Source organism: Castellaniella sp. (genome assembly GCF_049651205.1).
GTDB lineage: Bacteria > Pseudomonadota > Gammaproteobacteria > Burkholderiales > Burkholderiaceae_B > Castellaniella.
This window is the reverse complement of record NZ_JBASBR010000007.1, coordinates 358,577-383,608: the sequence shown is the minus strand read 5'-3', so window position 1 is coordinate 383,608 and position 25,032 is coordinate 358,577. Positions and strand designations below refer to the sequence as shown.

The window sequence follows — 25,032 nt, the reverse complement described above, 5'->3', positions numbered from 1 at the left end:
GCTAAAGGCCCGCCAGGCCTCGCGCGATCTGCGCCATGGTCTGGTAGCCGGATTCAAACAGCTGGGTCAGAAACTCTTTGCTTTGCGGTAATACGATCGCCAGCATCACCAAGCCGGTGGTCAGCGTAATCGGAAAACCAACTGCAAAGATCGATAGCTGCTGGGCGGTTCGATTAAGGATCCCCAGCGACAAATTAATCGCCAGTAGCACGATCAGGACGGGCAAGGCCAGTAAAATCCCTGAAATCCACAGTTGGCCGCTCCATTCCATCAGTGCGCCCCAGCCATTGGCGTTCAGGGACGCTCCAACGGGCAGCAGATCAAAGGTTCTCACCAGGCCATCGAGCATCAGCAAATGGCCGTTGACAGCCAAAAACATCAGCAGGGCCACCAGATTGATCAGGCGCGACAGCACTGCGGTATTGGCACCGGTTGCAGGGTCAAAAAACGAAGCAAAGGCAAGACCCATTGGCAGACCGACAAATTCACCCGCCATCATGGCCGCGGTAAAAATCAGGCGCATGCAAAAGCCCAATGCCATACCGATCAGTACCTGCTGCAATGCGATGAGCAAGCCTGCATAAGAGGAGGGCACCACTGCCGGCATCGGGCCGATCAGGGGTGCGACGACCAGGGTAAGCACTACGGCCAGCCCCACCTTGATGCGCACCGGTACGGTGGCCTCTCCGAAAATAGGGGCCATGGCCACCAGCCCGCCGATGCGAAACAGTGGCCACAGGAAGTTATTGATCCAGCCGTACAGTTGATCGAGCGTGAAATCGATCATGGAGCCGTCAGCTGGCCAGGCCCGGGATGGCGCTCAGCAGTGAGCGTATGTAATCCACCATCGTGTTCAGCAGCCACGGGCCCAGCAACACCAGGGTGGCGCCCACAGCCAGCAGCTTTGGGATAAACGACAGGGTCATCTCGTTGATTTGAGTGGCGGCCTGAAAAATGCTGATCAGCAGGCCCACCGCCAGAGTTACCAGCAACAGCGGGCCGGCGATCATCAGCGCAACCCGCAAGGCCTGGTAAGTCATGGACATGACGGATTCGGGTGTCATCGGTGCCCCTTATTGATAAAAGCTGCGGGCCAGCGAGCCCAGCAGCAAATGCCAGCCGTCAGCCAGCACAAACAGCATCAGCTTGAATGGCAGCGAGATGGATACCGGCGGAACCATCATCATCCCAAGGGCCATCAACAGGCTGGCGACAACCAGATCGATAATCAGAAACGGAATGAAGATGGTAAAGCCGATCTGAAATGCGGTTTTGAGTTCGCTCGTGACGTAGGCGGGCACAAGCACCCGTAGCGGCGTGGCTTCGGGTGTCTCCAGTGGGCCCACCTTGGCCATTTCTGCAAACATGGTGAGGTCGGCTTCACGGGTTTGATGCAGCATGAAGGTTTTCAGAGGAGCCGCGCCGCGATCGAGAGCCTCCTGAAAAGAGATCTGGTCTTGTGTCAGTGGCTGGTAGGCCTGTGTATAGATCTCGTCGAAAACCGGCGACATCGTAAATAGGGTCAGAAACAGAGCCAGCCCCACCAGAATGGTGTTGGGTGGCGATACCCCCGTGCCCAAGGCATTACGCAGCAGGCCCAGCACGATGATGATGCGGGTGAAGCTGGTCATCATCAGCAACGCTGCCGGTAAAAATGACAGCATGGTCAGCAGCACCAGCGTCTGCACACTTAGCGACCATGTCTCGGAGCCATTGGGGCCTGGCGTGGTGGTTAACGCCGGCAGGGTTGCCTGGGCCAGGGCGCTACCCGGCCACAGCAGCCATAGCAGCAGGCCAAGCGGCAACAGCCGCCACATGCGGGCTGCGGTCTGCCGGTAAACCGGAGAAAGGAAAGAGCGGCCAAGCATCAGGACCTAGCGATGGTTTTGTCCAGCATCTGGCTGAAATCATTTGAGCCAGGCTGTGGATCGCTTTGACCGGACAGGGTGTGCAGTACGCTGATGTGTTGCGGCGTGACTCCTAGCACTAGGCGGGTGTTGTCGATCTGTACGACGGTGATGGCACACCGGGATCCAAGGCTTTGGCTGCCCAATACGCGCAGATTGGTGGCTTTGGATGCGTTGCGGATCCAGCCGCCGCGGCGGGCAAACCAGGCAAAGGCCAGCAGCAAAGCCAGGACAAACAGCAATGCCCCCAAAACCTGCAGGATCTGTCCTTGGCTCATCCGGTTTAACGCCGGTTGTTCAGACGCGCAATCCGGTCTGAGGGCGTGATGATATCGGTTACCCGGATACCGTATTTTTCGTCGACCACGACGACTTCGCCCTGTGCAATAAGGTAGCCATTGACGTAGATATCCATGGGCTCACCGGCCAGACCGTCGAGTTCGACCACCGAGCCCTGTCCCAGTTGGAGGATATTTTTGATAGTAAGCCGCGTGCGGCCGAGTTCGACAGACAGCTGGACAGGGATGTCCATGATCATGTCGATATCGCTATCACCGTCGGCCGCTTGGCCCACCAATGGCTGAAACACTTGGGCAGTTGCGGGTTGAGCCGCTGCACTGGTGTCGCTGGGCGCACTGGCGGACGATTGTTCGGCCAGTGCGGCGGCCCAATCGTCTTCTGCACCCAGCCCTGCGGCCTGGGTAGGTTGGTCGTGTGCTGTCTGTTGTTGTTCAGCCAAGGCAGCGGCCCAATCATCCTCTAGGTTGGGAGAGGCGGGGGAGTCCGGCTGTTGGGGCTCCTGGGTGTCGTCGTCTTTGATATCGCTCATTTCTGGGTGCGGGCTAGCAGTTTTTCGGAATCCCCCGGTGCCGCAAGGATCTTGCGTACACGAAGGGCATAACGGCTGTTGAAGGTGCCATATGTGCAGTCGAGCACCGGAACGCCACCGACACGGGCCGTGACATTGGGTTGGACTTCGACGGGCAGGACATCACCCACCGACAGGTGCAGGAGCTTGGCTATGGAGGTTTCGATACGGGCAAACTCGACGCTGAGTTCGACCTCTGCGCTGCGGACTTCGCGCGACAGCTGCTGTGTCCAGCGTTGGTCGATGGCGTCAGTGGCCGATTGCTGCAAGGGGCGCGTCAGGATGTCGCGGATGGGTTCGAGCATGGAATAGGGCAGGCAAATATTCAGCTTGCCGCCTGTTGATCCGAGCTCGATGTTGAATGTCGAGAGTACTACCACGTCGTTGCCTGAGCCGATATTGGCAAACTTGGTGTGCATCTCCGAGCGGATATATTCGGACTGGATGGGGTAGACGTTTTCCCAGGCCTCGCCATAGCAGTCGAGGGTGAGATTAAGCAATCGCCGGATGATCCGCTGCTCGGTGTTGGTGAAATCACGGCCTTCGATGCGGGTGTTGTAGCGGCCATGACCACCAAACAGGCTGTCGATGACCAGAAACACTAGATTAGGATCAAACGTAAACAGCCCCACACCACGCAGTGGCTTGAGCCCCACCATATTGAGGTTGCTGGGAACCGGCAGATTGCGTTCGAAGTCTGAATATTTCAGGATCTTGATTGCATTGACGGTGATGTCGGCGTTGCGTCGCATGAAGCCGAAAAACATGGATCTCAGTTGACGCGCAAATCGCTCGTTGATGAGCTCGAGGGTTTGCATGCGGTGGCGCACCACGCGGTCGGGAGAGCTGAGGTCGTAGGGACGGACACCGTCCTTTGGCTCGGCTGTCGCCTGCGGGGAGGAGGACTCTTCGCCGGTGACCCCAGCCAGCAGGGCATCGACTTCATCCTGTGAGAGCATGCTTTGGTAAGGCATTACTGCACCACGAACGCTGTGAAAAGCACGTCGGAAATTTGTGGCGCTGGCAGTTGAGGCGCAAAGGTGTTGGAGAGCTCGGCTTTCAGGGCGTTGCTAAGCGCCTGCCTGCCCTCGGGGGTTTGCACCTGGGCCAGCGGTTGTGAAGACAAGACCTTCAGGATTCTGTCACGTACCTCGGGCATGTAATCCTCGATCTGCTTGCGGGAGGCTTCGTCGGCCAGTCGCAAGGTGATCGCGGTGTACAGGATGCGGTTTCGCATCTCGCCATAGAGCGTGACAGTGAATGGTTCGAGCTCTGCAAAGATCGGTGCGACCACCACAGGCGCTGCGGGTGCAGGCACAACGGTTACGGCCGGGTTGGCAGTTGTCGCTGGAGTGCTCGGGCTGTTTCTGTTCATGAACAGCATGGTGCCGCCCACAGAGGCGCCAATGATAATAATGAGCAGGAGGAGAAATTTAAGTAGCCTGAGCATGATTCCGGGTTATGGGGTCGCGGAGGTGGGGAGCTGCATTGTAATGCGTGAGTATTGGGTACGCGGTCAGGCGAAAGTATCGACGATCGCGTTGGGACGGTTCACGGCGCGCGGTATGGGGCTGGTGGGGGCAATCGCACTGTTGTCGCTGCTGCCATCCAGGCTGAACACGGCGCCGTCCTTGGGTTTATTGCTGTCAGAAGATTCGGCATACTGCTGTCCGGGTTGGTCGCTGACACTGGTTTGGCCCAGAGACACGCCGGCTTGCGCCATCTGTTGTGCAAGTTGGGGCAAGGCATTTTCGAGGGCTTGGCGGACGTTGGCATGGGGCGAGATAAACGATGCCTGAGTACCGCTATCTCCGAGGTGCAGGGTGATGCGTACGGGCCCGAGCTCCGGGGGATTGAGCTGCATCTGCACCGTATGGCCCGAGCCCGTGACGCCCGATTGAACCAGATTGAACAGCTGCCGGCCCACGTCTTGTGGCCATTGCGGGCTGTTAAAAGGAGTGGCCACAGTAATTTGCTGAGGTAAACCAGAGGCGGCCGGCATCAGGGGAGGCTGTGCGGCTGCCAGGACATTTGCGGCGCCCAAGGTGTGGGCGTCAGCAGATATTGCCGGAAGCTCTGATCCGTGCCGAAGCAGCGTGTTGGTGCTGGCGCGACTGGCTGATTGACCGGTAAGGGTGTCGTCGGCTGAAGCAGCTCGAATATTGGCAGCATTGGTGGCCTGTGCTGGCGCAACCAGGCCGGCCACCACGCTGTGTTTGCCAGAAGAGGCGTGCCGGGGATCCGTGTTGGGAGCCGTCAGCGGTTTATCTTTTATGAAATTGAGGTCTTGCAAAGCCGCATGTGCGGTTTCCGGCCCGGTGTTTGTGGGACGAACCGCGAGGGTGTCGCTTGCATCGTCAGGCAGTGCCTGGCCTGCAGGGGTGATCAGGCTGACGGCGCGCGTGGCGGGGGTATCAGCAGTACCCATGCTGCTTCCGTGGCGCTGGATACTGAATCGCGCCAGCGCGGAAGGCTGTACCGGCAGCTGCATCATAGGCAATCCCGTGCTGTCGAGAATCAGGGCCAGGGTCTCGTCAGGGCCCAGGCTATCTTGTTGCTTGGCTGGTGTCTCAGTGGCAGCTTCGCGAGTGCCCGGCTGGTGCGGTTCTGTGGTCTTGGATTGCTCTTTGGTGCTGGTGCTGTGCTGTTGCTGCTGGCCAGACAGCACATTGGAGAACGCAGGCGCGTTGCTTGTGGCGGTGTCGGCCGGACGTGCTGCGGTGTCGGCGGGAGCCGGACTGGCGGAGATGGCAGGAAGCACAGGCATGTTCATGGCAATGACGGATTCAGTGGGTCTGGCGTAGCCGTCGGTAAAGACTGGCTGCGGCTTCGTCGCTGGCCCGCTGGTCACGGCGCTGCTCGCGGATTTGCAGTTGCCGGGTCTGGCGGGCTTTTAGTGTTTCGTAGGAATTTAATTGGCGTTTTTCGTGGTGCCACTGCTGACGCCCGGTATCGATTCGCGAGTCGATCTGGGCGATGATCCTATTTTGCTGCGAAATGGCCTCATCCAATGTGGCGATAAAGTGCCTAAAGTTGTGGTAATTCGAGGCAGTTACACCGCCCTCGGTGGTGTCCTGCAGGCGCTGGGTGTAATCAGAGCGATAGTGATCCAGCGTATTTAGCTGGTTTTGTGCCTCACGGCGTTGTGTACCGAGATCGGCCAGTGCGCGCCCGGCGTCGTCCAGCTTCTCTTGTGCGAGGTTGATCAGCACATCCAGCGGAGTCTCATGATTCATGCGAAATCTCCTGACCCAATACGCCGCCCAGCGCAGCCACGGCGGTGGGGTAATCGATCTGTGTATCGATACCTTGTTGCAGGTAACCCTCCAGCCAAGGATAGCGTTCGATAGCTTGGTCGATTTCGGGATCGTTGCCCGCAGTGTAGGCACCTACTGCGATGAGGTCGCGGTTGCGCTGGTAACGTGACACCATCCGCTTGAACTGATGAACGCAGCGAAACTGGCTGGCGGGCACAATTCCCGACATCACGCGAGAGATGGATGCTTCAATGTCGATGGCAGGGTAGTGTCCGGATTCTGCCAGTGTACGCGACAGCACAATATGCCCGTCCAGAATCGCCCGGGCAGAGTCTGCAATGGGGTCCTGCTGGTCATCGCCTTCGGTAAGCACCGTGTAAAAAGCTGTGATCGACCCCGCCTCATAGCCGTCTTGCGGTGCACCATTGCCCGCTCTTTCTACCAGGGCAGGCAGTTTTGCGAACACCGAAGGCGGGTAGCCTTTGGTGGCAGGTGGCTCTCCGATGGCCAGGGCAATCTCGCGCTGAGCCATGGCGTAGCGCGTCAGAGAGTCCATGATCAGCAAAACATGCTTGCCGCGGTCGCGGAAAAACTCGGCCAATCGGGTGGCGTACACCGCACCTTGTAGCCGCAATAGTGGCGAGACATCGGCGGGCGCTGCCACCACCACAGATCGGGCCAGGCCTTCTGCCCCCAGATTGAGTTCGATAAATTCCTTTACTTCGCGGCCACGCTCGCCGATGAGCCCCACCACGATCACGTCTGCCTGGGTGTAACGGGCCATCATGCCCAGGAGCACGCTCTTGCCCACGCCAGAGCCTGCGAACAGGCCCATGCGCTGCCCGCGGCCGATCGTCAGCAGGCCGTTGATGGCCCGCACGCCCACATCCAGCACAGTATCCACCGGGGCCCGCGTCAATGGGTTGATCTGGATGGCGTTCAGGGGCGCCATGTCGAGATCGGTTGGCAGAGGCTTGCCATCCAGTGGCTGGCCGGCGCCGTCGAGTACCCGGCCCAGCAATGCCAGTCCCACGGGCAGGTGTCTTGCCTGGTCTGCGCCAGGCGCATAGGGGGCTTCTTGATAGGTTGTGGGCAGGCGGACGGGGTCGAGTAGCAGGGTTTCGGCTGGTACTACCCTGGCGCCAGGCCGCAGGCCAGTGATGTCTCCCTGGGGCATCAGGTACAGGGTGTCCGAGTGGAAGCCAACAACCTCGGCGTCTGCCCAGAGGTTTCGGCCTGGGGATACCTGCACCTGACAGGCAGCCCCTACGGGGAGTTGCAAACCGGTGGCTTCGAGCACCAGGCCTGTGGCTCGTGTCACACGGCCTTGGCGCCTGGTGGCCTGCCGTGCTTCGATGCGGTCCAGGCATACGCCAAGCTGGGCGCGCCAGCGGGCACCCGGGGTATCCAGGGGGGTGTCAGCGGCTACCATGGCCAGCGGGCAGGGCAGGGGCGGCCTGTCCCAGTGATGCGATGATGCGTTGCCAGCGCGTCTCAAGGGTGGCATCCACCGAACCCAAGGCGGTCTCGGCGACGCAGCCGCCTCGCGTCAGGTGTTCGTCGGCAATCAGCCGATAGTGACTGATTTCGGGGTTTTGCTGCAAAAAGGGGCTGACCAGGGCAAGGTCGTCCGGGTGTAGACGCAAATTGAGGGGGGCGCTGGGTTCGGGCCGCGCCTGCAAAACCTCTTGTACGACAGCAAGGATGTGATCGGGATGCTCGCGCAGCTGATCCTGCAGCACCTGCTCGGCGATCCGCGTAGCCAATTGGATCAAGGACTGGCCGACTTCTTCTTCGAGCTGATTCAGGGCATTGGCACAGGTTTGTGCCAATGCATCCAGCCGCGCGGCGTTTTCTTGCAGCACGGCGCTGCCTTCGGTGCGCCCGGACTCATAGCCCTGCGCCTGCCCTTCGACGCGGCCAGCGGCCAGCCCGGCAGCGTGGCCTTCGGTGTGCCCGGTGGCAAGCCCTTGTGCGTGGCCGTCTGCCAGGCCTTTTTCGAAGCCTTCCTGGTATCCTTTTTCCAGGCCCTCTTTGCGCGCCTGGGCCAAGGCCTGTGCACGCCTTTTCAGTGCTTCGGCCTGTGCGGGCGGCGTGTCGCTGGCGCGTCGTTTCTGCTGCGTGCGCAAGGCCTCCAGGGAATCCATCTCCCAGCGCTGCCAGCGGGCACGCGCCTGGAGATCGGAAGAGGGCTTGTCAGACATATTGGTCGTTGCCCATGCTCAGATTGATCTGGCCGGCATCGGCCAGTTTGCGCGCCACCATAAGGATGGCTTTTTGCTCGGCTTCCACGCGCGACATCCGTACGGGGCCTTGTGCCTCGAGATCGTCGCGCAGGATTTCAGCAGCCCGGTTGGACATATTCTTGAAGAATTTGGCGCTGAGTTCTTCGCCCGCACCCTTAAGAGCGATAGTCAGCGAGGCGGTGTCGATTTCTTTGAGGATCAGCTGGATGGCCGCGTCTTCAACATCGGCCAGGTTGTCGAACACGAACATTTCGTCGACGATGCGCTGGGCGAGGTCGGCATCGACTTCGCGCAGGCTGCTGACGACGGCTTCTTCCTCGGTGGTGTTCATGAAGTTCAGGATCTCGGCGGCAGTGCGCACACCACCCATCTTCGAGCGCTTGGCACCCTGGCCGGAGAGCACCTGGTTGAGCACTTCGGTGAGCTCGTGCAAGGCAGCTGGCTGGACGCCGCCGAACGTTGCGATCCGCATCATCACATCGTTGCGCAAACGCTCGTTGAGCAGTGCCAGGATGGCCGATGAGCGATCGCGCTCGAGGTGTACCAGGATGGTTGCGATGATCTGCGGGTGTTCGTCGGCGATGAGCTCTGCCACGTTGGCAGGCTCCAGCCAGTTCAGGGCGTCAATACCCGAGCCTGTCCCTTCGCCCGCTTCGAGGATGTCTTCGATCAGGCCCGCAGCGCGATCAGTGCCAAGGGCCTTGGTGAGTACCGAGCGGATGTAATCATCCGACCCCAGGGTGACGGCCATAAATTGGTCGGCCTCGCGACGGAAATCTTCGAGGACATTGTCGACATCTGCACGGGTAACCTGCTTGAGATTGGCCATGGCCGAACCAACCTGCTGCACTTCGCGCGAGGACAAGTATTTAAAGACTTCGGCTGCGGCATCCTCACCCAGAGACATCATAAGGATTGCGCAACGGTCAAGATCAGCGTCAGGATTTGGCATTTTTCGGATTCATCCAGGATCTCATCACCATGGCAACAGCGCGCGGGTCACGTTGGGCAAGCCCGCGTGCGGTTTCGAGGTTTTCTTCGTAGCGGTTCAGCTCGGATTCGCGTAGCTCTTCTTGTCGCCGCTGCTCGCGCATGGTTTCCAAGTGAGCTTCGCTTTTCACGCGCTCAACCTGGGCGTTGGCGTAGCCCTGCACGATCGGCCGAATCACCGAGCGCCACAGGAAGAACAGTACCGCCAGGATCAGCAGGATCTTGCCGATCTGCAGTGCCAGCGCCTGATAGGTTGGGTTCTCCCAGACCTTCACGGTGGGCTCTTGATCGGTGAATTCGCTGTTGACCACGCTCAGTGTGTCGCCACGGTCTGCCGAGTAACCCATCGCCTGTCTGACCAAAGCGTTGATATTGTCCATCTCGGAGGCGTCCAGTGGTGCGGGCTCGCCATCCTTGTCGCGATAGTTGACAACCACTGCCACAGACAGGCGCTCGAGGGTGCCGAGTTCGTGCTTGACGTGGCTGATCGTGCGATCCACCTCGTAGTTGACCGTGGCATCGTTGCGCACGGATCCCCGGTTGGTGGTTGCGACTGGTGTGCCATTGACGATCGCCTGGCCGGGGGTTTGTGCAGCTGGGTTTGCCGCATTGCCCGGGGTAACAGGTGCTGCTGGTGTCTGGATGGGGGCAGTGGCATTGGCAGGCGCCTGATTGCTGAGCGCCCCTGGTACACCTTCTGGCGAGCGTCCGTCGTTTTGGGCGGAGTCGCTGGTTTGCTTGCTGCGAATGGCTGCGGTGCCCGGGGTTTCGTTGGGTCGATAGACCTCGGAGGTTTGTTCGCGTTGGGAGAAATCTACTGAGGCGCTGACTTGAGCACGCACATTGCCCGGGCCCACAATCGGATTGAGCAGGGTCAGGATTCGCTGGGTTGTGCGTTGCTCGACGTCGGCGACAAAATTGCGGCGCGTGCTGTCGTTGCCCGCCTCGTTGCCCGGATTGGACAGCAGGTGACCGTTTTGATCGACGATTGAGACGTTTTCAGCGTTGAGCTTGGGGACGCTGGAGGACACCAGCCAGGTGATGGCCGAGACTTGTGCCTCGCTGAGGCTGCGCGAAGGGAATAGGGTAACCAGCACTGAAGCAGTGGGTGCCTCACGGTCGCGGACAAAGAGCGACTGACGGGGGATAGCCAAGTGTACGCGGGCGGATTTAACACTTTGCAGCGCTTCGACCGAACGGGCGAGTTCTCCTTCGAGGGCCCGCTGATAGGTGATTTGTTCTGTAAATTGGCTGGCCCCAAACTGAGGTTTGTCCAGCAATTCGAACCCCACACTACCGCCGCGCGGCAGGCCTTGCTCGGCCAGTTGCAGACGCAGCGTATAGACCTGATCAGCCGGCACCAGAATGGTGGCGCCGTTGTCTGCAAACTTGTAGGGGATGTTGCGTTGGGTCAGGACGGAAACAATGGCGCCACCGTCTCGCGATTCGACGTTGGAAAACAGTGTTTTGTAGTCTGCCTCGCGCATCCACATGGATGCCACGACGACCAGGGCCAGTAGTGCAGCGCCCAAACCCAGCAGCACCGGGCGCGGCAATGCTGCCACCCGTGCAAACACGGGGCTTTTGCTTGTCCAGTCGGCAATGGGATTCATCGGAAAACAGTAACGGTGAGTGCCATCAGGCAATGCCCGGGCCAGGAGAAATGTGTCTGGATGATGTGCATGCTGATGCGGCAGTGTATCGAAGGGATCGCCGCCATTATGGCGTTAATTGTCTTTTGGGCAAGCCCTGAAAAGCGTGGCTTTTGGGGCTTAGTTAGCCTGATACGCTGAATTGCGCAAACTACCCCGACAACAGGCCACTATTGACGGCAATCCGTAGCTTTTAATCGCGTATATTACAACGCTGACACATTCTCTGAACAGCCTGCCTTGTGTGGGCTCCTTGTTGGTTTGGTTTCCATGATCAATTCCCAAGCTTTGGCTAGCGTCGAAAACCTCTTGTCCCAGATGCGCTCGGTTGCCCGTGCATCTCAGGGGCTTACCGTTCAGCCTCAGTCTGGTCCTGCCCAGGCATCGGGTGGTTTTGCCACTGAGCTTGCCCGATCCCTTGATCGGGTGTCACACGCACAAAATGCGGCAAACGCCCAGGCACGCGCCTTCGAGCTTGGAGACCCAAGCGTGTCACTGAGCAATGTCATGATCGACCTGCAAAAGGCCGGTTTGTCCTTCCAGGCCAGCGTGCAGGTACGCAATCGCCTAGTAGAAGCCTATAAAGAAATCGCCAATATGGCGATTTAAGGCGCTGATGTCGCTGCCGGGCCGAGGTGGGCAACGTCCGCCTCGGCTTTTTTGATCACCCCGTCTTCTCCGTTATCCAGCGCATACAGCCATGCCAGGAGTTCGGCGATGGCCACATAAAGCTGGGGCGGGATATGCGCGTCCAAATCCACCTGCATCAAAAGCCCCACAAGCTCGGGAGACTCGTGCACGTACAGGCCGTGCTCGCGTGCGGTGCGGATGATGGTTTCTGCCAGATTGCCGTAGCCCTTGGCAACCACCCGTGGGGCATTGTCCTTGGGGCTATAGGCCACAGCAACAGCGCTGGGCCGTTGGGAGAGGTCAGATTGCCGGGGTTTCATCGGGTTCATCATCCAAAACGGGATCTGGCGGCAAATCATCCGGGACAGGATCCCGACTGTGAACAGACAGTTGACTGGCTTGTAGGCCGTGTGCCAATAGCCGGGATCTTAGCGGCTCTAAAGCCTCGCTGAGGCGTGGCGCAGAATCCGGTGCTGTCAACCGCATCAGCAACTGATCCCCTGAAAGATTGATCCGCGCCTTGACTTCGCCCAGCACAGGCAGGCGTATTGTGATCCCGGTAGACCAGAACTCGGTATCCGTGCCAGGCTGTTGGCCATCGCCTGGCTGGCGACGGGCGATTTTCCAGTGCATGTCTGCACCAGGCCAGGCTTCTCCCTGCCAGGCAAAAGCTTGCTGGGCCAGGACATCCAGTTGTTGGCGCACCATATGCTGGACTTGAGGGTCGATGCTGGCGGCCAATAACGCATGGGCGGATGCGGTAGCCAGGCTTGGCAGCGTGGGCGCTGCCGGTGGTGCTGCAGGAATAGGGGTGCCAGGCAGATTGGGCTGTTGGGATGAAGGCCCAGATGTTTGGGCTTGCTGTACCAGGGTGCTGAGCGATGTGGGTGCCGCAGAAGCTGGCCCAGAAGCTGTCTGGCCTTGGGGCAAACTGCGCTGGGCCTGCGGCGGGATTTGCCCTTGTGGTTCTTGCCGCAGCAGTTGTGCGGGCAGTTTTCCTGCAGCTACTTGTGTCAGATGAGATTCGTAAAACAGGCCACTGTTTTGGACAGACTGGGATAATGCCTGAGACAGCCGTGCAGACAAGGCACCGGGTTGATCCAGTGCTGTGGCCAGTTGTGCCCACACCTGATTGGCGCTGACCGCTGGCCGGGTAGTGGCGGAGGCAGCATTTGCTGACGTGTTGGCTGCTGCCTGCGCCCCCTGGTTTTGATTGGCTGGCGCGCTTGGTGCGCCCTCGGCCGGCCGGCCGGCCGAGGGCAGCAGTAGAGGTGCTTTGCCCTGGATGGCTGCCTGGCCTTCGGGAAACTGGTTTAAAAGTGCGAGGATGATGCGGGCCGCGTGGCCCAGGGTGGTGGGCGCCGATTGTGTGGTGCCGTGAAATGTCGTTGCGCGCCCCAGCAGGTTGTCCAGTTGCATCTCGCGCGTGGCCTTGCCCACGGCGGCGCGTCGTTGCCCTTCTGCGTTGGCCTGGTCAACTGATTGTTGAGGGTCACGCTGGACAGTGTTGCGTAATGCGTTGGGGTTCTCGGGGCTGCCAGGCTGAGGAACCGCCTGGGGCCCGGCCCCGGATACCACATTGGCTTGTTGGCCAAGCGTAGTGCCCAGTGCTGCATCCAGGCGCTGGATAAGCAGGGTGCCAAGATTGGAGGGGGCCCCGATGCTCATGGCTTATTGAGGACGGACAGTACTGTAATAAGTTTGCAATACGGTCCGTTGGCGTTTGATGGTGCCCAGCAGGTGCCCCAGGCGATCGAGCTCGGGGGCAACCAGTTTGCGGATCTGTGCGTCGTCGTCGAGAATGCGCACCAGAAGATCCCGGCGTGCCGCGCGGTCTTCGGTGTCCAGGGGCCCTAAAAGCCGGAGCTTGTCGACTGCCGCGTGGTACTGCTGGCCCAAAGTGAGGAGGTCATCCCATTGCTTGGATTGTGCAAGCGCACGCATCCGCGCCGAGATGTCGGCGATGGCTTGATAGTGCTCCAGCAAAGTATCCTTGCTTGCGGTCAATCGGGGTGCCTACTGGGAATCGCGAGTGGATGAGGGCTGAAATTGAGGGTCGACCGCCGTGTACCAGGCCTGGGCCAGATCGCCAAGTTGCTTTTCAGCAGATGCAAGTTTTTCGGTGTCGCTGTGCAGGTTGGCCAGCATCAGGTCTCGCACAATGATTTCGTACGAGGCAATCAGTAATTTGGCAACCTCACCACCACGCTCGGTATCCACTCCTGCCTTCAGGCCCGAGTCAACAATATCAATTGCCTTGGAGATGGCCTTGCCCCGGGCCGCGATGTTGCCGGCCTGAAAATAATGGCGAGCCTGCGTCAAGGAGGTGAGCGCCCCCCGGAACAACAGCGAAATCAGTCTCTCAGGTGAGGCACTGAGTACCTCGGTTTCGAGTCCGATGGTGGCGTAAGACCCGGTGGCGCGTGCTGATCGGGATCGTGGGGCGTAGGTCATCATGGTGCTTTATTTCTTGGTGGCGCTAAGCGCACTGAGCTGTTGCGACAAGTAGCTGCTGAGGGAGTTCATTTGCGACACCATCGCATCGAGCTGGGTAAATTGCGCGCGATAGGTGTCCATCCGTTGGTTGATACGATCGGCGGTGGCCTCGTATTGCTTCTGGATGTCGGCAACGGTTTTGGTGAGACCATCCTGGGCGCCACTCAGCATGCCATCGGTTTTGATAAAGGCATCGGCGGTGTCGCTGACCCGCTTGCCAATACCGGTACCGCTGGTAAACAAAGAGGTGACGCCTGAAGTGTTGTCGGCCAGGGCGGCACTGAGCTTTGTGTCGTCGATCTGGAGTTCACCGGTTTTGGGATCGGTGGTGATGCCGATTTGAGCCAGGTTGGTACCCTGGGAGGCGTCGAAACCGCCCAAAATAGCGTCGCGCATACGGGTTTGTACCGAACGCGCGACGGAGTCGCCGGTGAGTGCCGAGGAAGTCTGGCTATCAACGTTATAAGACGTGAGCGACTTGAGCGTACCTAGCAGGCTGTTATACGACTTGACGAAGTCCTGGATGGCATTTTTGGCAACGGAATCATCTTTTGACAGTGAGACCGTGGCCGCGGCGGTGGTGGTTTGATTGAGTGTCAGGGTGACGCCGTCGATGACGTTATCGATGGTGTTGGTGGCACTGGTGATGTCTACGCCGTTGATGTTCAGCAAGGCATCCTGGGCCGCCTGGCCCTGGGTGACATTGGCTGCATCGGTACCGGCGTACTGCAGGAAGCTATCGAGGGTGGCGTTGTTGGCAACCGAGATGTTGCTGACCGCGTTTTGCGCACCGGTTTCGCGACTGGTCAGTAACAGGCGATAAGGGGTGCCGCTGCCGTCGTTGATGACGGTGGCGTTGACGCCGATGTCTTTATCGTTGTTGATGGCATTTGCCAGGCCGTTGAGTGAAGTATCTTGGCCGGTGAGATCCAGTGACTTGGTGGTGCCGTCTTGCAGAGTGATCGACAAGGTGCCGTCCGTACCAATGGCGCTGGTGCGATCGGCTTGGCCTGCAAAGACCAGTGTTTGGGAGGTGGCCAGCTGGGACACCTGAATGGCGTACTGCCCTGCAATGGCCTTGTTGGTGCTGCTGACTGAGATGGCTTCAGAACTGGATTTGGCAGCGATTGCACCAAACGTATCAGTTTTGCCAACGGTTTCGGCCGATTTTTGAAACGACGCGATGGCATCTTTAAGCTTGCCATAGGCTGTGAGCCTGGCCTGCGCAACGGCCTTGCGGTCGCTGATAACCGCCAGCACCTGGTTTTCGTTTTTTTGCAGGTTGTTGAGCAGGTCGGTGAGTGGCAGCCCGGACAAGCCGAGAGAGGAAACAGTTGCCATGGTAAGTACTCCGTTTTATCCATTATGCGCTGGTTCGGCCCTGGGCAAAACCAGCGACAAGGGCGAGATTCAGTTTTTGTTCAGGCTTTGGTGTCTACCCCGGAGCCCTGCAGTTGCACAATCATTTTTGCAATGCGCAGCATGGCTTCGGAAGGGATTTTTTTGATGACGTCGCCGCTGGCGCTGTCAATGATGGAGATCACTAGCTGCTGGGTGTCTTTGTCCATGTCGAAACGCATGCCCGTAGACCATGCCGTGAGGTTGCTGTTTACGGCTTCCAGCGCTTTTTCGAGTGAAGAGAGCGGCGGGGGCGGATTGCCTTCTAGCGCGGCATTCTGCTGGTTGGCGTGGCCGGATGACGATTGGGTATTGTCGGAGGCGGCAGAGGGGGATACCGCTGGTTTGCCGGCGATCTGGTTGGGGGCCATAGGTGCCAAGCCCAGGCTGGCGGGGGTTAACTGACTGCCGATGGAATTGATCATTTGTGTTCCTTTGCGGAAGATATCTGCTTGACTCAGGCAAATACCCCTATGTGGCCCCGGGGTTTGTCGAATAGGCTTTCTCAAAGGGCATAACGGCAGGATGGCCAAAAAGTTTAGGGCGCCAACTTGGTGCATACTTACATTAATTATGAGTACGGCCCCTTACACGCGCGATGTCTGTCTCTGAGGATCAGCTGATCGCCCAATATGCACCGCTTGTGCGCCGGCAGGCCTTGTCGCTTGTCGGGCGTTTGCCTGCCAACGTAGAGCTCGATGATCTGATGCAAGCCGGCATGATGGGGCTGCTGGATGCTGTGCGTCGTTACCAGCAACAGGCGGATGCCCAGTTCGAAACCTATGCGATCACCCGCATCCGGGGGGCTATGCTGGACGAATTGCGCAGCCAGGACTGGCTGCCTCGCAGTGTGCGCACCAAGGCCAGAGCCATCGAAGAAGCCATCCATGCATTGCATCACCAATTGCTGCGCGCGCCCACCGAAGCTGAAATCGCTGAGCATATGGGCATTACCTTGGCTGCCTACCAGGCTCTGCTGGAAGACGCCCGGGGCATGCAGGTGTTGATGATCGAAGATCTCATCCAACACCGTGAGGGCGCAGATGCCGATGCTGCGATCAATACGGCCGGGCAGGGTGCACCAGATGCTAATCCGCTTCATTGGCTGGTGCGTGAGGGCCTGCGCGGTGCCCTGGTGTCGGCCATCGAAAATCTGCCGGAGCGCGAGCAATTGCTGTTGTCGCTGCAATTTGAACAAGATCTCAATCAAAAAGAGATTGCGGCAGTGCTCCAGGTTACCGAGGGGCGAGTCTCACAGTTGCGTTCGCAGGCGGTTGCACGGATTCGTGCCTGGTTGTCCAGCCATTCCTGGGATCCCGAACCTGGCGGAGATGACCTCGAAAATCTGCTTTAAAACTGTGCCTGGCCACTAAAGACAATGCCAGATCTGAATTCTGCCGCTGACCATCTTGTGCACTGCAAAAGATTTATATAAAATATATCTTATGAAATAAGCAGTCACACTCAGAGTCATCCCTAGTCGTCCAGAAGGAAGTTCTTCCATGAATATCGATCGTTTCAAAAGCCATCACGTCGAAATCCTCAGTGGTATTGCTGTATTGCGCAAGCTGTCACATCAGGGGGTGGTTGAGTACGCAGTGGATATTGCGCACGAGCTCAAGGCGCTGTCACAGGTGATCACGCAGCACCTGGCGATCGAAGATCGTATCTTGTATCCGTCCTTGGAGCGCAGTGGCGACGCCGCCATGGCCAATATGAGCCGTGCCTATCAAAATGATATGCCGGGCATTGCCAATGCATTCATCAATTTTGCGCGTCGTTGGAGCAATGCCACCTTGCTGAGTAAAAAGCCTGAAGAGTTCAGGGCCGAGGCCAATATTGTTCTTAAAAACATCCACACGCGGATGGTGCGCGAGAATCGTGAGTTCTATCCTGCGATCGAGGCGATGGAAGAACACAGCTACGCGTAAGCATTGCTGCAGCGGTTCCCGGAAAGCCATTCTATAATGGCCGGCTAGTTTCCCCTTGCGGCCTAACGAATGAAAACCTCCGAAATCCGTCAGAAGTTCCTGTCCTTTTTTGAATCCAAGGGGCATCAGGTCGTACCGTCCTCGCCCCTGGTGCCGGCCAACGACCCCACCTTGCTGTTTACTAATGCAGGTATGGTGCAGTTCAAGGACGTCTTTACCGGTAAAGACAGCCGGCCCTACCATCGTGCAACCACTGCCCAACGCTGCGTTCGGGCGGGTGGCAAGCACAACGACCTCGAAAATGTCGGGTATACCGCCCGGCACCATACTTTTTTCGAGATGTTGGGCAATTTCAGCTTCGGCGATTATTTCAAGCAGGATGCGATTCAGTATGCCTGGTCGCTGCTCACCGACGTCTACGGTTTGCCCAAAGAAAAACTTTGGGTCACTGTCTACCACGAAGATGACGAAGCCTACGATATCTGGGCCCAGCAGGTGGGCGTCCCTCCCGAGCGCATTATTCGCATCGGCGACAACAAAGGCGCGCGCTATGCCTCGGATAATTTCTGGCAGATGGCCGATACCGGCCCCTGCGGGCCGTGCTCCGAGATCTTTTACGACCATGGTGACGATATCTGGGGTGGCCCTCCGGGCTCTCCCGAAGAAGACGGTGATCGCTACATCGAAATCTGGAACCTCGTGTTCATGCAGTTCGAGCGTGACGCCCAGGGCACCATGCACCCGCTACCCAAGCCCTGTGTAGATACCGGTATGGGGCTCGAGCGCATTGCAGCCGTGCTGCAGCATGTGCATTCCAACTACGACATCGATTTGTTTCAGCACCTGATTCGCGCAGCCGCCCGTGAAACCGGCACCAGCGATCTTGCCGACAATTCGCTCAAGGTGATTGCCGATCACATCCGCGCCTGCAGCTTTTTGGTGGTGGATGGTGTGATTCCGGGCAACGAGGGGCGGGGCTACGTGCTGCGCCGCATCATCCGTCGTGCTTTGCGTCATGGCCACAAGCTGGGGCAAAAAAAGGTGTTCTTCCATCGGCTGGTGGCCGACCTTGTCGAGCAAATGGGCGCTGCTTATCCAGAGCTCTCCGCCCAGCAGGCACGCGTCGAGCAAGTGCTGCGCCAGGAAGAAGAACGCTTTGGCGAAACCCTCGAGAACGGCATGCGGATTCTCGAGTCTGCGCTGTCGGCCCTGCCCTCGGGAAAGGCACTGGATGGCCAAACGCTGTTCACCCTGTATGACACCTATGGTTTCCCGGTGGATCTCACCGCCGATATTTGCCGCGAGCGCAAGATTCAGGTGGATCTTGACGGCTTTGAAACCGCCATGGCACATCAGCGCGAGCAGGCTCGTGCCGCTGGCAAGTTCAAGGCTGTGGCCGATCTCAGCTACGATGGCGTGGATACCCGCTTTGATGGCTACGAACATCTCGAAGGCCAGGCCACCATCACGGGTTTATATGTTGACGGTACCTCAGTCGATTCGATTGCCCAGGGGCAGGATGCCGTTGTGGTGCTGGATGCCACACCGTTTTATGCCGAGTCGGGTGGACAAGTGGGTGACACCGGTGTCATGCACAATGCAGCTGCCCGCTTTCAGGTTGCAGATACACAAAAGATTCAAAGTACCGTGTTTGGCCACCATGGCACCGTCCTCGAAGGGACACTGTCTGTGGGGGATATCGTGCAAACACAGGTGGACGGCCAGCGCCGTGCCGACACCATGCGCAACCACTCCGCCACACACTTGATGCACAAAGCCTTGCGCCAGGTGCTGGGCGAGCACGTTCAGCAGCGGGGCTCTTTGGTGGATCCAGACAAAACCCGTTTCGACTTTGCCCACGATGCGCCACTGAGCACCGAAGAGATCGCCCAGGTAGAAGCCATCGTCAATACGCAGGTTCTGGCCAATCAAGCAGTACAAACACGTTTGTTGGGCTACGACGAAGCCGTCGCTGCCGGGGCCATGGCGCTGTTTGGCGAAAAATACGGTGACGTCGTTCGTGTCCTGGATATTGGGTTCTCTCGTGAGCTTTGTGGGGGTACGCATGTTTCACGCACTGGTGATATTGGCTTGTTCAAGATCACCTCTGAAAGCGGGGTAGCGGCGGGGATTCGCCGGGTCGAGGCCATTACCGGCCGCAATGCGCTGCTCTGGGTGCAAGACACACAGGATGTGCTTAGCCACGCAGCCAATCTGCTTAAAACTCAAACAAGCGCGGTGCCTGAGCGTATCCAGGCCTTGCAGCAGCAATCCCGTCACCTCGAGCACGAGCTCGAGCGCCTTCAGGATAAGCTGGCGTCTGCAGCGGGCGCCGATCTGGCTGGCCAGGCGGTAGACGTTGCCGGGGTCAAATTGCTGGCTACCCGTCTCAATGGTGTGGATCCCAAGGCCTTGCGCGGTATGGTCGATCAGCTCAAGTCCCGGCTTTCCAATGCCGTGATTTTGCTCGCGGCAGTCACTGACGACAAAATCAGCCTGGTGGCGGGCGTCAGCCCCGAGCTCACTTCGCGTGTCAAGGCAGGCGATCTGGTGGGTGCAGTTGCCCAGCAGGTAGGTGGCAAAGGTGGCGGGCGGCCTGATATGGCTATGGGTGGGGGTACGGATGTGCCCGCACTGGATGCTGCGGTCGCCGGCGTGGCAACGTGGCTGGTTTCCCGTTTGCAGGTCGCGTAATGTCTGATACGTCTTTGCCGGTGCCTGATCAGCAGGTGGATGCCAAGGGGCTCAATTGTCCCTTGCCTATTCTGCGCACCAAGAAGGCGCTGGCTCATTTATCCAGCGGGCAAGTGTTGGCAGTGCTTACCACTGACCCTCATGCAGTCCGGGATTTTCAGGCGTTTTGCCAGCAAACAGGCAACCCACTGCTGGCTCAGGTTGCTCAGGAAGGCACCGTGATGCTGCACTACGTGCAGCGGCGTTAATGGTTTGCAGGCATCGCCTGTTGTTTTTCATCGTCCGCTATGGGCCTGAACGCAAAGACTCATTGCGATACTCAGTGTCATAGTGCTAAAATTTTGTGTTTTACACCGGTTTATCAAAGGATTATCAATGGTTGTGATTCGTCTGGCCCGCGGCGGCTCGAAGAAGCGTCCCTTCTACAATGTCGTTGCTGCCGATTCGCGCAATCGCCGCGATGGCCGTTTCATCGAGCGCGTGGGTTTTTACAACCCCGTCGCCAATGAAGGCCAGGAAAAGCTGCGCATCTCCCTGGATCGCATCCAGCATTGGGTGTCCAACGGTGCCCAGCTGTCGGGTACAGTTGATCGCCTGGTCAAGGAATACTCCGCCAAGGTGGCCACGGCCGCTTGATTCGGCCGACATGCCAGAATCCTTTTCTGATGCAGCCATCCCCCAGGACCTCATCGAGGTTGGCCGGGTGGCTTCGGCACACGGCATCCGGGGCTGGCTTAATATCCAGCCCCACTCACCACAGGCTCAGGCATTGCAAAATGCACCGGTCTGGTGGTTAAAGGCACCAAACTCGCCACTCGAGTCTGGTGCCTTTTCGCGTCCTGCCCAATGGCAGGTACAGACGTTTCGGCAGCAGGGCGGCCACTGCGTGGTACAGCTGCTTGGCCTGGCCAACCGTACCGCTGCCGAACAATTACGCGGATACACTGTTTGGGTGCCGCGTGCGGCGTTTCCAGATGCCCAGGCAGACGAATACTACTGGATCGACCTTATCGGCTGCGACTTTTACGCGCAGTCTGATTCGGGAGAGTCTGTCCTGATGGGACAGGTCGACCAAATCTTCGATAACTCGGCTCACGCTGTGCTGCAAGTGGCGTGTGGTGCTTATGATGATGCCGGAGATTTTCAGCCGGCGCACGATGCCCGTGGCCGCTTGCGCCATGTGCTGGTTCCTTTTGTGGCAGCGCATGTTCAGCAGGTCGATCTCCCCAACCGCAAGCTGATCAGCAATTGGCCGCTTGATTTTTAAGGCGCCAGGCCGTTATGCGCTTTGACATCATTACGCTGTTTCCAGATATGTTTGCAGCTGTGTGCCAGTACGGTGTCAGTGGCCGCGCTCATCAGCGCGGGCAATGGTCGTTACACACCTGGAACCCCCGCGATTTCACGCAAGACGTCCACCGGACTGTGGATGACCGTCCGTTTGGCGGTGGCCCGGGCATGGTGATGATGGCCGAGCCTCTGGCACTGGCCATTGACGCCGTCCGGGCAGCTCGCCAGCAGGCAGAGGCCGATATTGGTGCTTTGGCACCAGTGGTACTGTTGTCTCCGGTTGGTCAGGTGCACCGGCAAGGTTTGGCTTCTCAGATGGCAGCCAGTGCCGGTGCGATTTTTGTTTGCGGCCGCTACGAAGGCGTTGATCAGCGCTTTATTGATACGTATATCGACCAGGAAATTTCTCTGGGTGATTTTGTGCTCTCGGGCGGTGAACTGGGTGCCATGGTACTGATTGACAGCATTGTGCGTCTGCTGCCTGGTGTACTGCACGATGCTGCATCAGCCGAGCAGGATTCCTTTAATCCGGCGCTTAGCGGCCTGCTGGACAGCCCCCATTACACTCGGCCTGAGCGCTGGCGTGGGATCGAAACGCCCGAAGTCTTGTTGTCTGGCCATCATGCACATATTGCCGCCTGGCGGCGTCAGGCTTCGCTGACACTGACTGCCAGGTGCCGTCCGGATTTGCTGCAGGCAGCACAGCAACGCGGGGAACTCACCCGCGCAGATCAGGCTGTACTCAAGCGTATTCAGTTGGGTGATTTAGACGACGCCGACAAAGACGTCTGAGGGTTTGCCGGCAGCGGTTTGGGCATGGGGCCAGCCGCATCATCATCCAGTCGATATTGTCTCCACACCCATGCAGCCTCGGGGCCGCGTGGGCGCGAACATTTCGATTGGCGGGCGCAATAGCGTGGGTCGTTCGCCATATAACGCAAGAAAATAGCGGTTTTAAGGGCCTTTTGACTGGCGCTTAAATTGTCCGGGCGTTCCTGGCTGGGATAGCCCAGGTAGCGCTGTGACCGATAAGGGCCCGGCGTGGCTTGTATTGCCGCCTGTACCAGACGTGCACTGGCAATGTGATCGGGGTGATCGTGTCCGCGGCAGCGCCAGCACAGCTGGGTATAGGGGATCGTGATCGAGCCGTCCATCAGGCGGATGTCATTGGGTTGTATGGCCTGGATAACGGCCGATAACCACTGAATCAAGCTGTTGCGATCAAAGTGCGTCGGATACGGGGCATAGGTGAGAACGTCTGTATGTGCCACAGACTCCAGTTGGCTAAGTGGCGTCAGGCTGCCCCAACCATGCCCCAGCCAGGGGTCGGGAATACGCAACATGATCAGCTGCACCCGGGGGGCGGCCTTCAAGGTGTGGCGAACCACCGTGTGCCCTCCCACCAGCCAGCCGTCTGTCTGCCAATGGTTGGCTACTCGGGCCATTGCCGCATAGGCAGCCATCAGGCCCCGCTCGCGGGCTTGCAAATAGGGTAGGCCTGCGCCCCGGTCGCCCGCTGTCAGATACAAAACCATCACACACTGCCTGCGCCGGATGGCATCGCTTTGATCCGGGTTCATGAAAAGCAGGTCATCGTCTGGATGGGCCACGACGCTGAGGACCTTGCCGTGCATACAGGCTATAGGCCTGGATGAGGCCGGCTGAAGAAGTGCGGTGATGTGGGACTGGTGGGCGGGCAGCGAAGTGCCTGGTGTTGTGGCCCATGCCGGGCAGCCCAAACCAAGAACGACCAAGCACAACCAGCTCGGTATCCCGCGTGTTGCCCACCGCACAATTGCTTTCATGTTGAAGGATCTGCTTAAGCGAGAGGCTAGATTATGGCGCTTTGCCATGGCAGCCCATCTCCGTCAGGCGCATGGGTATTGCTGCCTGGCCCCCGCACTATTGGAGGGCCGACAGGGCTGGTGTGTTCAGGACTGGGTTAAAAGTGCCACGTTTGGTCGGGGTGGGCGAGGCTCAGTGTTTGCGGACAGCCTGAAGGTGGCCACCAGATTGGCCAGGGTATCGGCCTGCCCTTGCAGGCTGGTTGCAGCGGCCGCAGATTGCTCTACCAGGCTGGCATTTTGGCGAGTGACATCGTCCATTTGCGTGATGGCCGTATTGATTTCTTCGATGCCATGAGTTTGTTCACGATTGGCCGAACTGATTTCGTTCATGATGTCGGTGACGCGATGAATGGCATTGACGATGTCCTGCATGGAGGCCCCGGCGTTGCTGGCTTGCTGATTGCCCGTGGTGATGGCAGCGACCGAGGTATCGATGAGAGACTTGATTTCACGGGCTGCACCGGCAGAACGCTGTGCCAGTGCGCGAACTTCGGATGCCACTACGGCAAAACCACGCCCCTGTTCTCCGGCGCGTGCAGCTTCGACCGCTGCATTCAGCGCCAGGATGTTGGTTTGGAAGGCGATGGAATCAATAACGCCAATGATGTCCACAATTTGCTGAGATTGCGCATTGATTTTGCCCATGGTGGACACAAGCTCTGTGACAAGCGTCCCCCCGTGGGTGGCTGTCTGTGTGGCCGAAGTGGCCAGGCTGTTGGCCTGTTGGGCATTGTCTGCATTTTGACGTACCGTGGCGGTGATTTCCTCCATGGTGGATGCCGTTTCTGTGAGAGAGCTGGCCTGTTCTTCAGTGCGGGACGACAGATCCAGATTGCCGCTGGAAATTTGTGCGGCTGCCGTAGCAATAGACATGGCGCCGGTGCGCAGCTCGCTGACTGTGCTGTGCAGCCCTTGAGACATTTGCTGCAAGGCGTGTTCGAGCGCGGTGATTTCGTCTTTTCCCCGGGGCTGGATTTGCTGGCTGAGATCCCGGTTGGCCACGGATTGTGCCAGTAATACGATAGAGCGCAGGGGGCCTGTGATGGATCGGGTGACTCGCCATGCAAACAATAGCCCCAGTACCAAAGCCAACAAAGTAATACCGGCAGCCAGGGCCATGCCCAGCTGGTTGCTGCGATCCAACTCCTGGGCGTGGCGGTCGATCAGTTGTCGTTGGTATGTCAACAAATTGCTGACGCTGCCCACGTAGACGCTCAGGTAATTGGCAAGATCATGATCGTAAAACTGTCGTGCAGCCGCTTCATTGCCGGATTCCTGGTTTTTGATGGCGGCAGTGCGTGCGGTAATGTATTCGGAGCGCTTTGCCTGGACAACACCAAACAGCTTGCGTGCTTCGGGGTCGTTGATGTTGGCCTCAACCTGCTTTTGCAGCACGGTGATTTTCGCGCTGGTGGCCTTCATGTCTTTTTTAATGCTGTCAGCCAGTGTGGCGTTAGTGATTTGTGCCACTGTGGTGGTACGCAAGGCGTTCATTGCCGTGTTTTTTTCCCACTCGGCTATGTAGCGTTCGGTGCTTAGACCAGACTCGATGATGCTGCGCATTTGGCTGCTGCTGCCCTGCATGCGCCAGATGCTGACAGCCGCGATAATCAGTAACAGCAAAAGAACGAGACTAAAACCCAACGCGAGCCGGGTGGCGATTTTAAATGCACGCATGGGAGAGCCCCTTTAGTTGCGAATGACGGAAAACAGCCTGATTTTGTATAACAATGTGTCCATTGTGTCGTAAAAATACAAAAGCGCCAATCGCTATATAAAGTTATTACATCCGCGGGCCTGCAATGTTGCATAAAACACATAAAACC

At 58.5% G+C, this 25,032-nt stretch carries 29 protein-coding genes; 8 read left to right on the top strand and 21 right to left on the bottom strand.

Annotated features, from left to right (window positions below; genetic code table 11):
- Position 1: 1 nt before the first annotated feature.
- The 13 genes from fliR to fliF all read right to left on the bottom strand — a co-directional run bounded on the left by fliR (position 2) and on the right by fliF (position 10,881).
- Positions 2-787 carry a flagellar biosynthetic protein FliR gene (gene fliR / locus WA928_RS05455; RefSeq protein WP_424300560.1) on the bottom strand — a complete coding sequence of 262 codons (786 nt, stop codon included), beginning with the start codon at positions 785-787 and terminating at the stop codon, positions 2-4.
- Between the two features lie 7 nt (positions 788-794).
- A complete protein-coding gene (gene fliQ, locus WA928_RS05450; RefSeq protein ID WP_424300557.1) occupies positions 795-1,064 on the bottom strand; it encodes a flagellar biosynthesis protein FliQ in 270 nt (89 codons plus the stop codon).
- A gap of 9 nt (positions 1,065-1,073) precedes the next feature.
- Entirely contained in the window at positions 1,074-1,817 is a 744-nt protein-coding gene (fliP, locus tag WA928_RS05445) for a flagellar type III secretion system pore protein FliP (protein WP_424300554.1), read from the bottom strand.
- 50 nt (positions 1,818-1,867) lie between these two features.
- Entirely contained in the window at positions 1,868-2,185 is a 318-nt protein-coding gene (fliO, locus tag WA928_RS05440) for a flagellar biosynthetic protein FliO (protein ID WP_424300551.1), read from the bottom strand.
- A gap of 5 nt (positions 2,186-2,190) precedes the next feature.
- Positions 2,191-2,736, bottom strand: a complete 546-nt coding sequence (gene fliN, locus WA928_RS05435; protein ID WP_417276973.1) for a flagellar motor switch protein FliN — start codon at positions 2,734-2,736, stop codon at positions 2,191-2,193.
- A complete protein-coding gene (fliM, locus tag WA928_RS05430) occupies positions 2,733-3,749 on the bottom strand; it encodes a flagellar motor switch protein FliM (RefSeq protein WP_424300548.1) in 1,017 nt (338 codons plus the stop codon). Before fliM ends, fliN begins: the two co-directional genes overlap by 4 nt.
- On the bottom strand, positions 3,749-4,225 hold the full coding sequence (locus WA928_RS05425) for a flagellar basal body-associated FliL family protein (RefSeq protein WP_424300545.1): 477 nt from the start codon (positions 4,223-4,225) through the stop codon (positions 3,749-3,751). Before WA928_RS05425 ends, fliM begins: the two co-directional genes overlap by 1 nt.
- Positions 4,226-4,291: 66 nt before the next feature.
- Complete coding sequence (locus tag WA928_RS05420) at positions 4,292-5,542, bottom strand: flagellar hook-length control protein FliK (RefSeq protein WP_424300542.1); 1,251 nt, start codon at positions 5,540-5,542, stop codon at positions 4,292-4,294.
- Between the two features lie 19 nt (positions 5,543-5,561).
- Positions 5,562-6,011, bottom strand: a complete 450-nt coding sequence (gene fliJ, locus WA928_RS05415) for a flagellar export protein FliJ (protein ID WP_424300539.1) — start codon at positions 6,009-6,011, stop codon at positions 5,562-5,564.
- Entirely contained in the window at positions 6,001-7,539 is a 1,539-nt protein-coding gene (gene fliI / locus WA928_RS05410) for a flagellar protein export ATPase FliI (RefSeq protein WP_424300536.1), read from the bottom strand. Before fliI ends, fliJ begins: the two co-directional genes overlap by 11 nt.
- The gene (locus tag WA928_RS05405) at positions 7,451-8,236 is read right to left on the bottom strand and encodes a flagellar assembly protein FliH (protein WP_424300533.1); all 786 of its coding nucleotides are present in this window, start codon (positions 8,234-8,236) and stop codon (positions 7,451-7,453) included. The genes fliI and WA928_RS05405 overlap by 89 nt, the downstream gene beginning before the upstream one ends.
- Entirely contained in the window at positions 8,229-9,230 is a 1,002-nt protein-coding gene (fliG, locus tag WA928_RS05400) for a flagellar motor switch protein FliG (protein WP_417276969.1), read from the bottom strand. Before fliG ends, WA928_RS05405 begins: the two co-directional genes overlap by 8 nt.
- Entirely contained in the window at positions 9,217-10,881 is a 1,665-nt protein-coding gene (gene fliF / locus WA928_RS05395) for a flagellar basal-body MS-ring/collar protein FliF (protein WP_424300530.1), read from the bottom strand. The genes fliG and fliF overlap by 14 nt, the downstream gene beginning before the upstream one ends.
- A 312-nt stretch (positions 10,882-11,193) precedes the next feature.
- On the opposite strand from fliF, the gene fliE reads away from it, so the two are divergent.
- Positions 11,194-11,529, top strand: coding sequence for a flagellar hook-basal body complex protein FliE (fliE, locus tag WA928_RS05390; protein WP_424301157.1), 336 nt, complete (start codon positions 11,194-11,196; stop codon positions 11,527-11,529).
- Here fliE and WA928_RS05385 read toward each other — a convergent pair.
- The 6 genes from WA928_RS05385 to WA928_RS05360 all read right to left on the bottom strand — a co-directional run bounded on the left by WA928_RS05385 (position 11,526) and on the right by WA928_RS05360 (position 15,869).
- On the bottom strand, positions 11,526-11,879 hold the full coding sequence (locus WA928_RS05385) for an EscU/YscU/HrcU family type III secretion system export apparatus switch protein (protein ID WP_424301154.1): 354 nt from the start codon (positions 11,877-11,879) through the stop codon (positions 11,526-11,528). The genes fliE and WA928_RS05385 overlap by 4 nt on opposite strands.
- Positions 11,851-13,218, bottom strand: a complete 1,368-nt coding sequence (locus tag WA928_RS05380; protein ID WP_424300527.1) for a flagellar hook-length control protein FliK — start codon at positions 13,216-13,218, stop codon at positions 11,851-11,853. The genes WA928_RS05385 and WA928_RS05380 overlap by 29 nt, the downstream gene beginning before the upstream one ends.
- A 3-nt stretch (positions 13,219-13,221) precedes the next feature.
- Complete coding sequence (locus WA928_RS05375) at positions 13,222-13,557, bottom strand: flagellar protein FliT (protein ID WP_417276966.1); 336 nt, start codon at positions 13,555-13,557, stop codon at positions 13,222-13,224.
- A 9-nt stretch (positions 13,558-13,566) separates the two neighbouring features.
- Positions 13,567-14,004 carry a flagellar export chaperone FliS gene (gene fliS / locus WA928_RS05370; RefSeq protein ID WP_424301151.1) on the bottom strand — a complete coding sequence of 146 codons (438 nt, stop codon included), beginning with the start codon at positions 14,002-14,004 and terminating at the stop codon, positions 13,567-13,569.
- A 9-nt stretch (positions 14,005-14,013) separates the two neighbouring features.
- Entirely contained in the window at positions 14,014-15,387 is a 1,374-nt protein-coding gene (gene fliD, locus WA928_RS05365) for a flagellar filament capping protein FliD (protein ID WP_424300524.1), read from the bottom strand.
- 80 nt (positions 15,388-15,467) lie between these two features.
- The gene (locus WA928_RS05360) at positions 15,468-15,869 is read right to left on the bottom strand and encodes a flagellar protein FlaG (RefSeq protein WP_424300521.1); all 402 of its coding nucleotides are present in this window, start codon (positions 15,867-15,869) and stop codon (positions 15,468-15,470) included.
- Positions 15,870-16,042: 173 nt separating this feature from the next.
- On the opposite strand from WA928_RS05360, the gene WA928_RS05355 reads away from it, so the two are divergent.
- The 7 genes from WA928_RS05355 (at position 16,043) to trmD (ending at position 22,151) form a co-directional block, all read left to right on the top strand.
- Positions 16,043-16,798, top strand: a complete 756-nt coding sequence (locus tag WA928_RS05355; RefSeq protein WP_424300518.1) for an RNA polymerase sigma factor FliA — start codon at positions 16,043-16,045, stop codon at positions 16,796-16,798.
- Positions 16,799-16,946: 148 nt separating this feature from the next.
- Positions 16,947-17,375: a hemerythrin domain-containing protein gene (locus WA928_RS05350; RefSeq protein ID WP_424300516.1), complete on the top strand. Its 429-nt coding sequence runs from the start codon at positions 16,947-16,949 to the stop codon at positions 17,373-17,375.
- A 69-nt stretch (positions 17,376-17,444) separates the two neighbouring features.
- Positions 17,445-20,069 (top strand): alanine--tRNA ligase, encoded by a 2,625-nt coding sequence (gene alaS / locus WA928_RS05345; protein ID WP_424300513.1) that lies wholly within the window; start codon positions 17,445-17,447, stop codon positions 20,067-20,069.
- The gene (locus WA928_RS05340; RefSeq protein WP_417276962.1) at positions 20,069-20,317 is read left to right on the top strand and encodes a sulfurtransferase TusA family protein; all 249 of its coding nucleotides are present in this window, start codon (positions 20,069-20,071) and stop codon (positions 20,315-20,317) included. Before alaS ends, WA928_RS05340 begins: the two co-directional genes overlap by 1 nt.
- Before the next feature lie 127 nt (positions 20,318-20,444).
- Positions 20,445-20,705 (top strand): 30S ribosomal protein S16, encoded by a 261-nt coding sequence (gene rpsP / locus WA928_RS05335; RefSeq protein ID WP_350383452.1) that lies wholly within the window; start codon positions 20,445-20,447, stop codon positions 20,703-20,705.
- A 10-nt stretch (positions 20,706-20,715) separates the two neighbouring features.
- Positions 20,716-21,336: a ribosome maturation factor RimM gene (rimM, locus tag WA928_RS05330; RefSeq protein WP_424300509.1), complete on the top strand. Its 621-nt coding sequence runs from the start codon at positions 20,716-20,718 to the stop codon at positions 21,334-21,336.
- 14 nt (positions 21,337-21,350) lie between these two features.
- Complete coding sequence (gene trmD / locus WA928_RS05325; protein WP_417276960.1) at positions 21,351-22,151, top strand: tRNA (guanosine(37)-N1)-methyltransferase TrmD; 801 nt, start codon at positions 21,351-21,353, stop codon at positions 22,149-22,151.
- Here the strand turns inward: trmD and WA928_RS05320 are convergent.
- Positions 22,112-22,993 (bottom strand): PIG-L family deacetylase, encoded by an 882-nt coding sequence (locus WA928_RS05320; protein WP_424300506.1) that lies wholly within the window; start codon positions 22,991-22,993, stop codon positions 22,112-22,114. The genes trmD and WA928_RS05320 overlap by 40 nt on opposite strands.
- 297 nt (positions 22,994-23,290) lie before the next feature.
- On the bottom strand, positions 23,291-24,883 hold the full coding sequence (locus WA928_RS05315; protein ID WP_417276958.1) for a methyl-accepting chemotaxis protein: 1,593 nt from the start codon (positions 24,881-24,883) through the stop codon (positions 23,291-23,293).
- Positions 24,884-25,032: the final 149 nt, after the last annotated feature.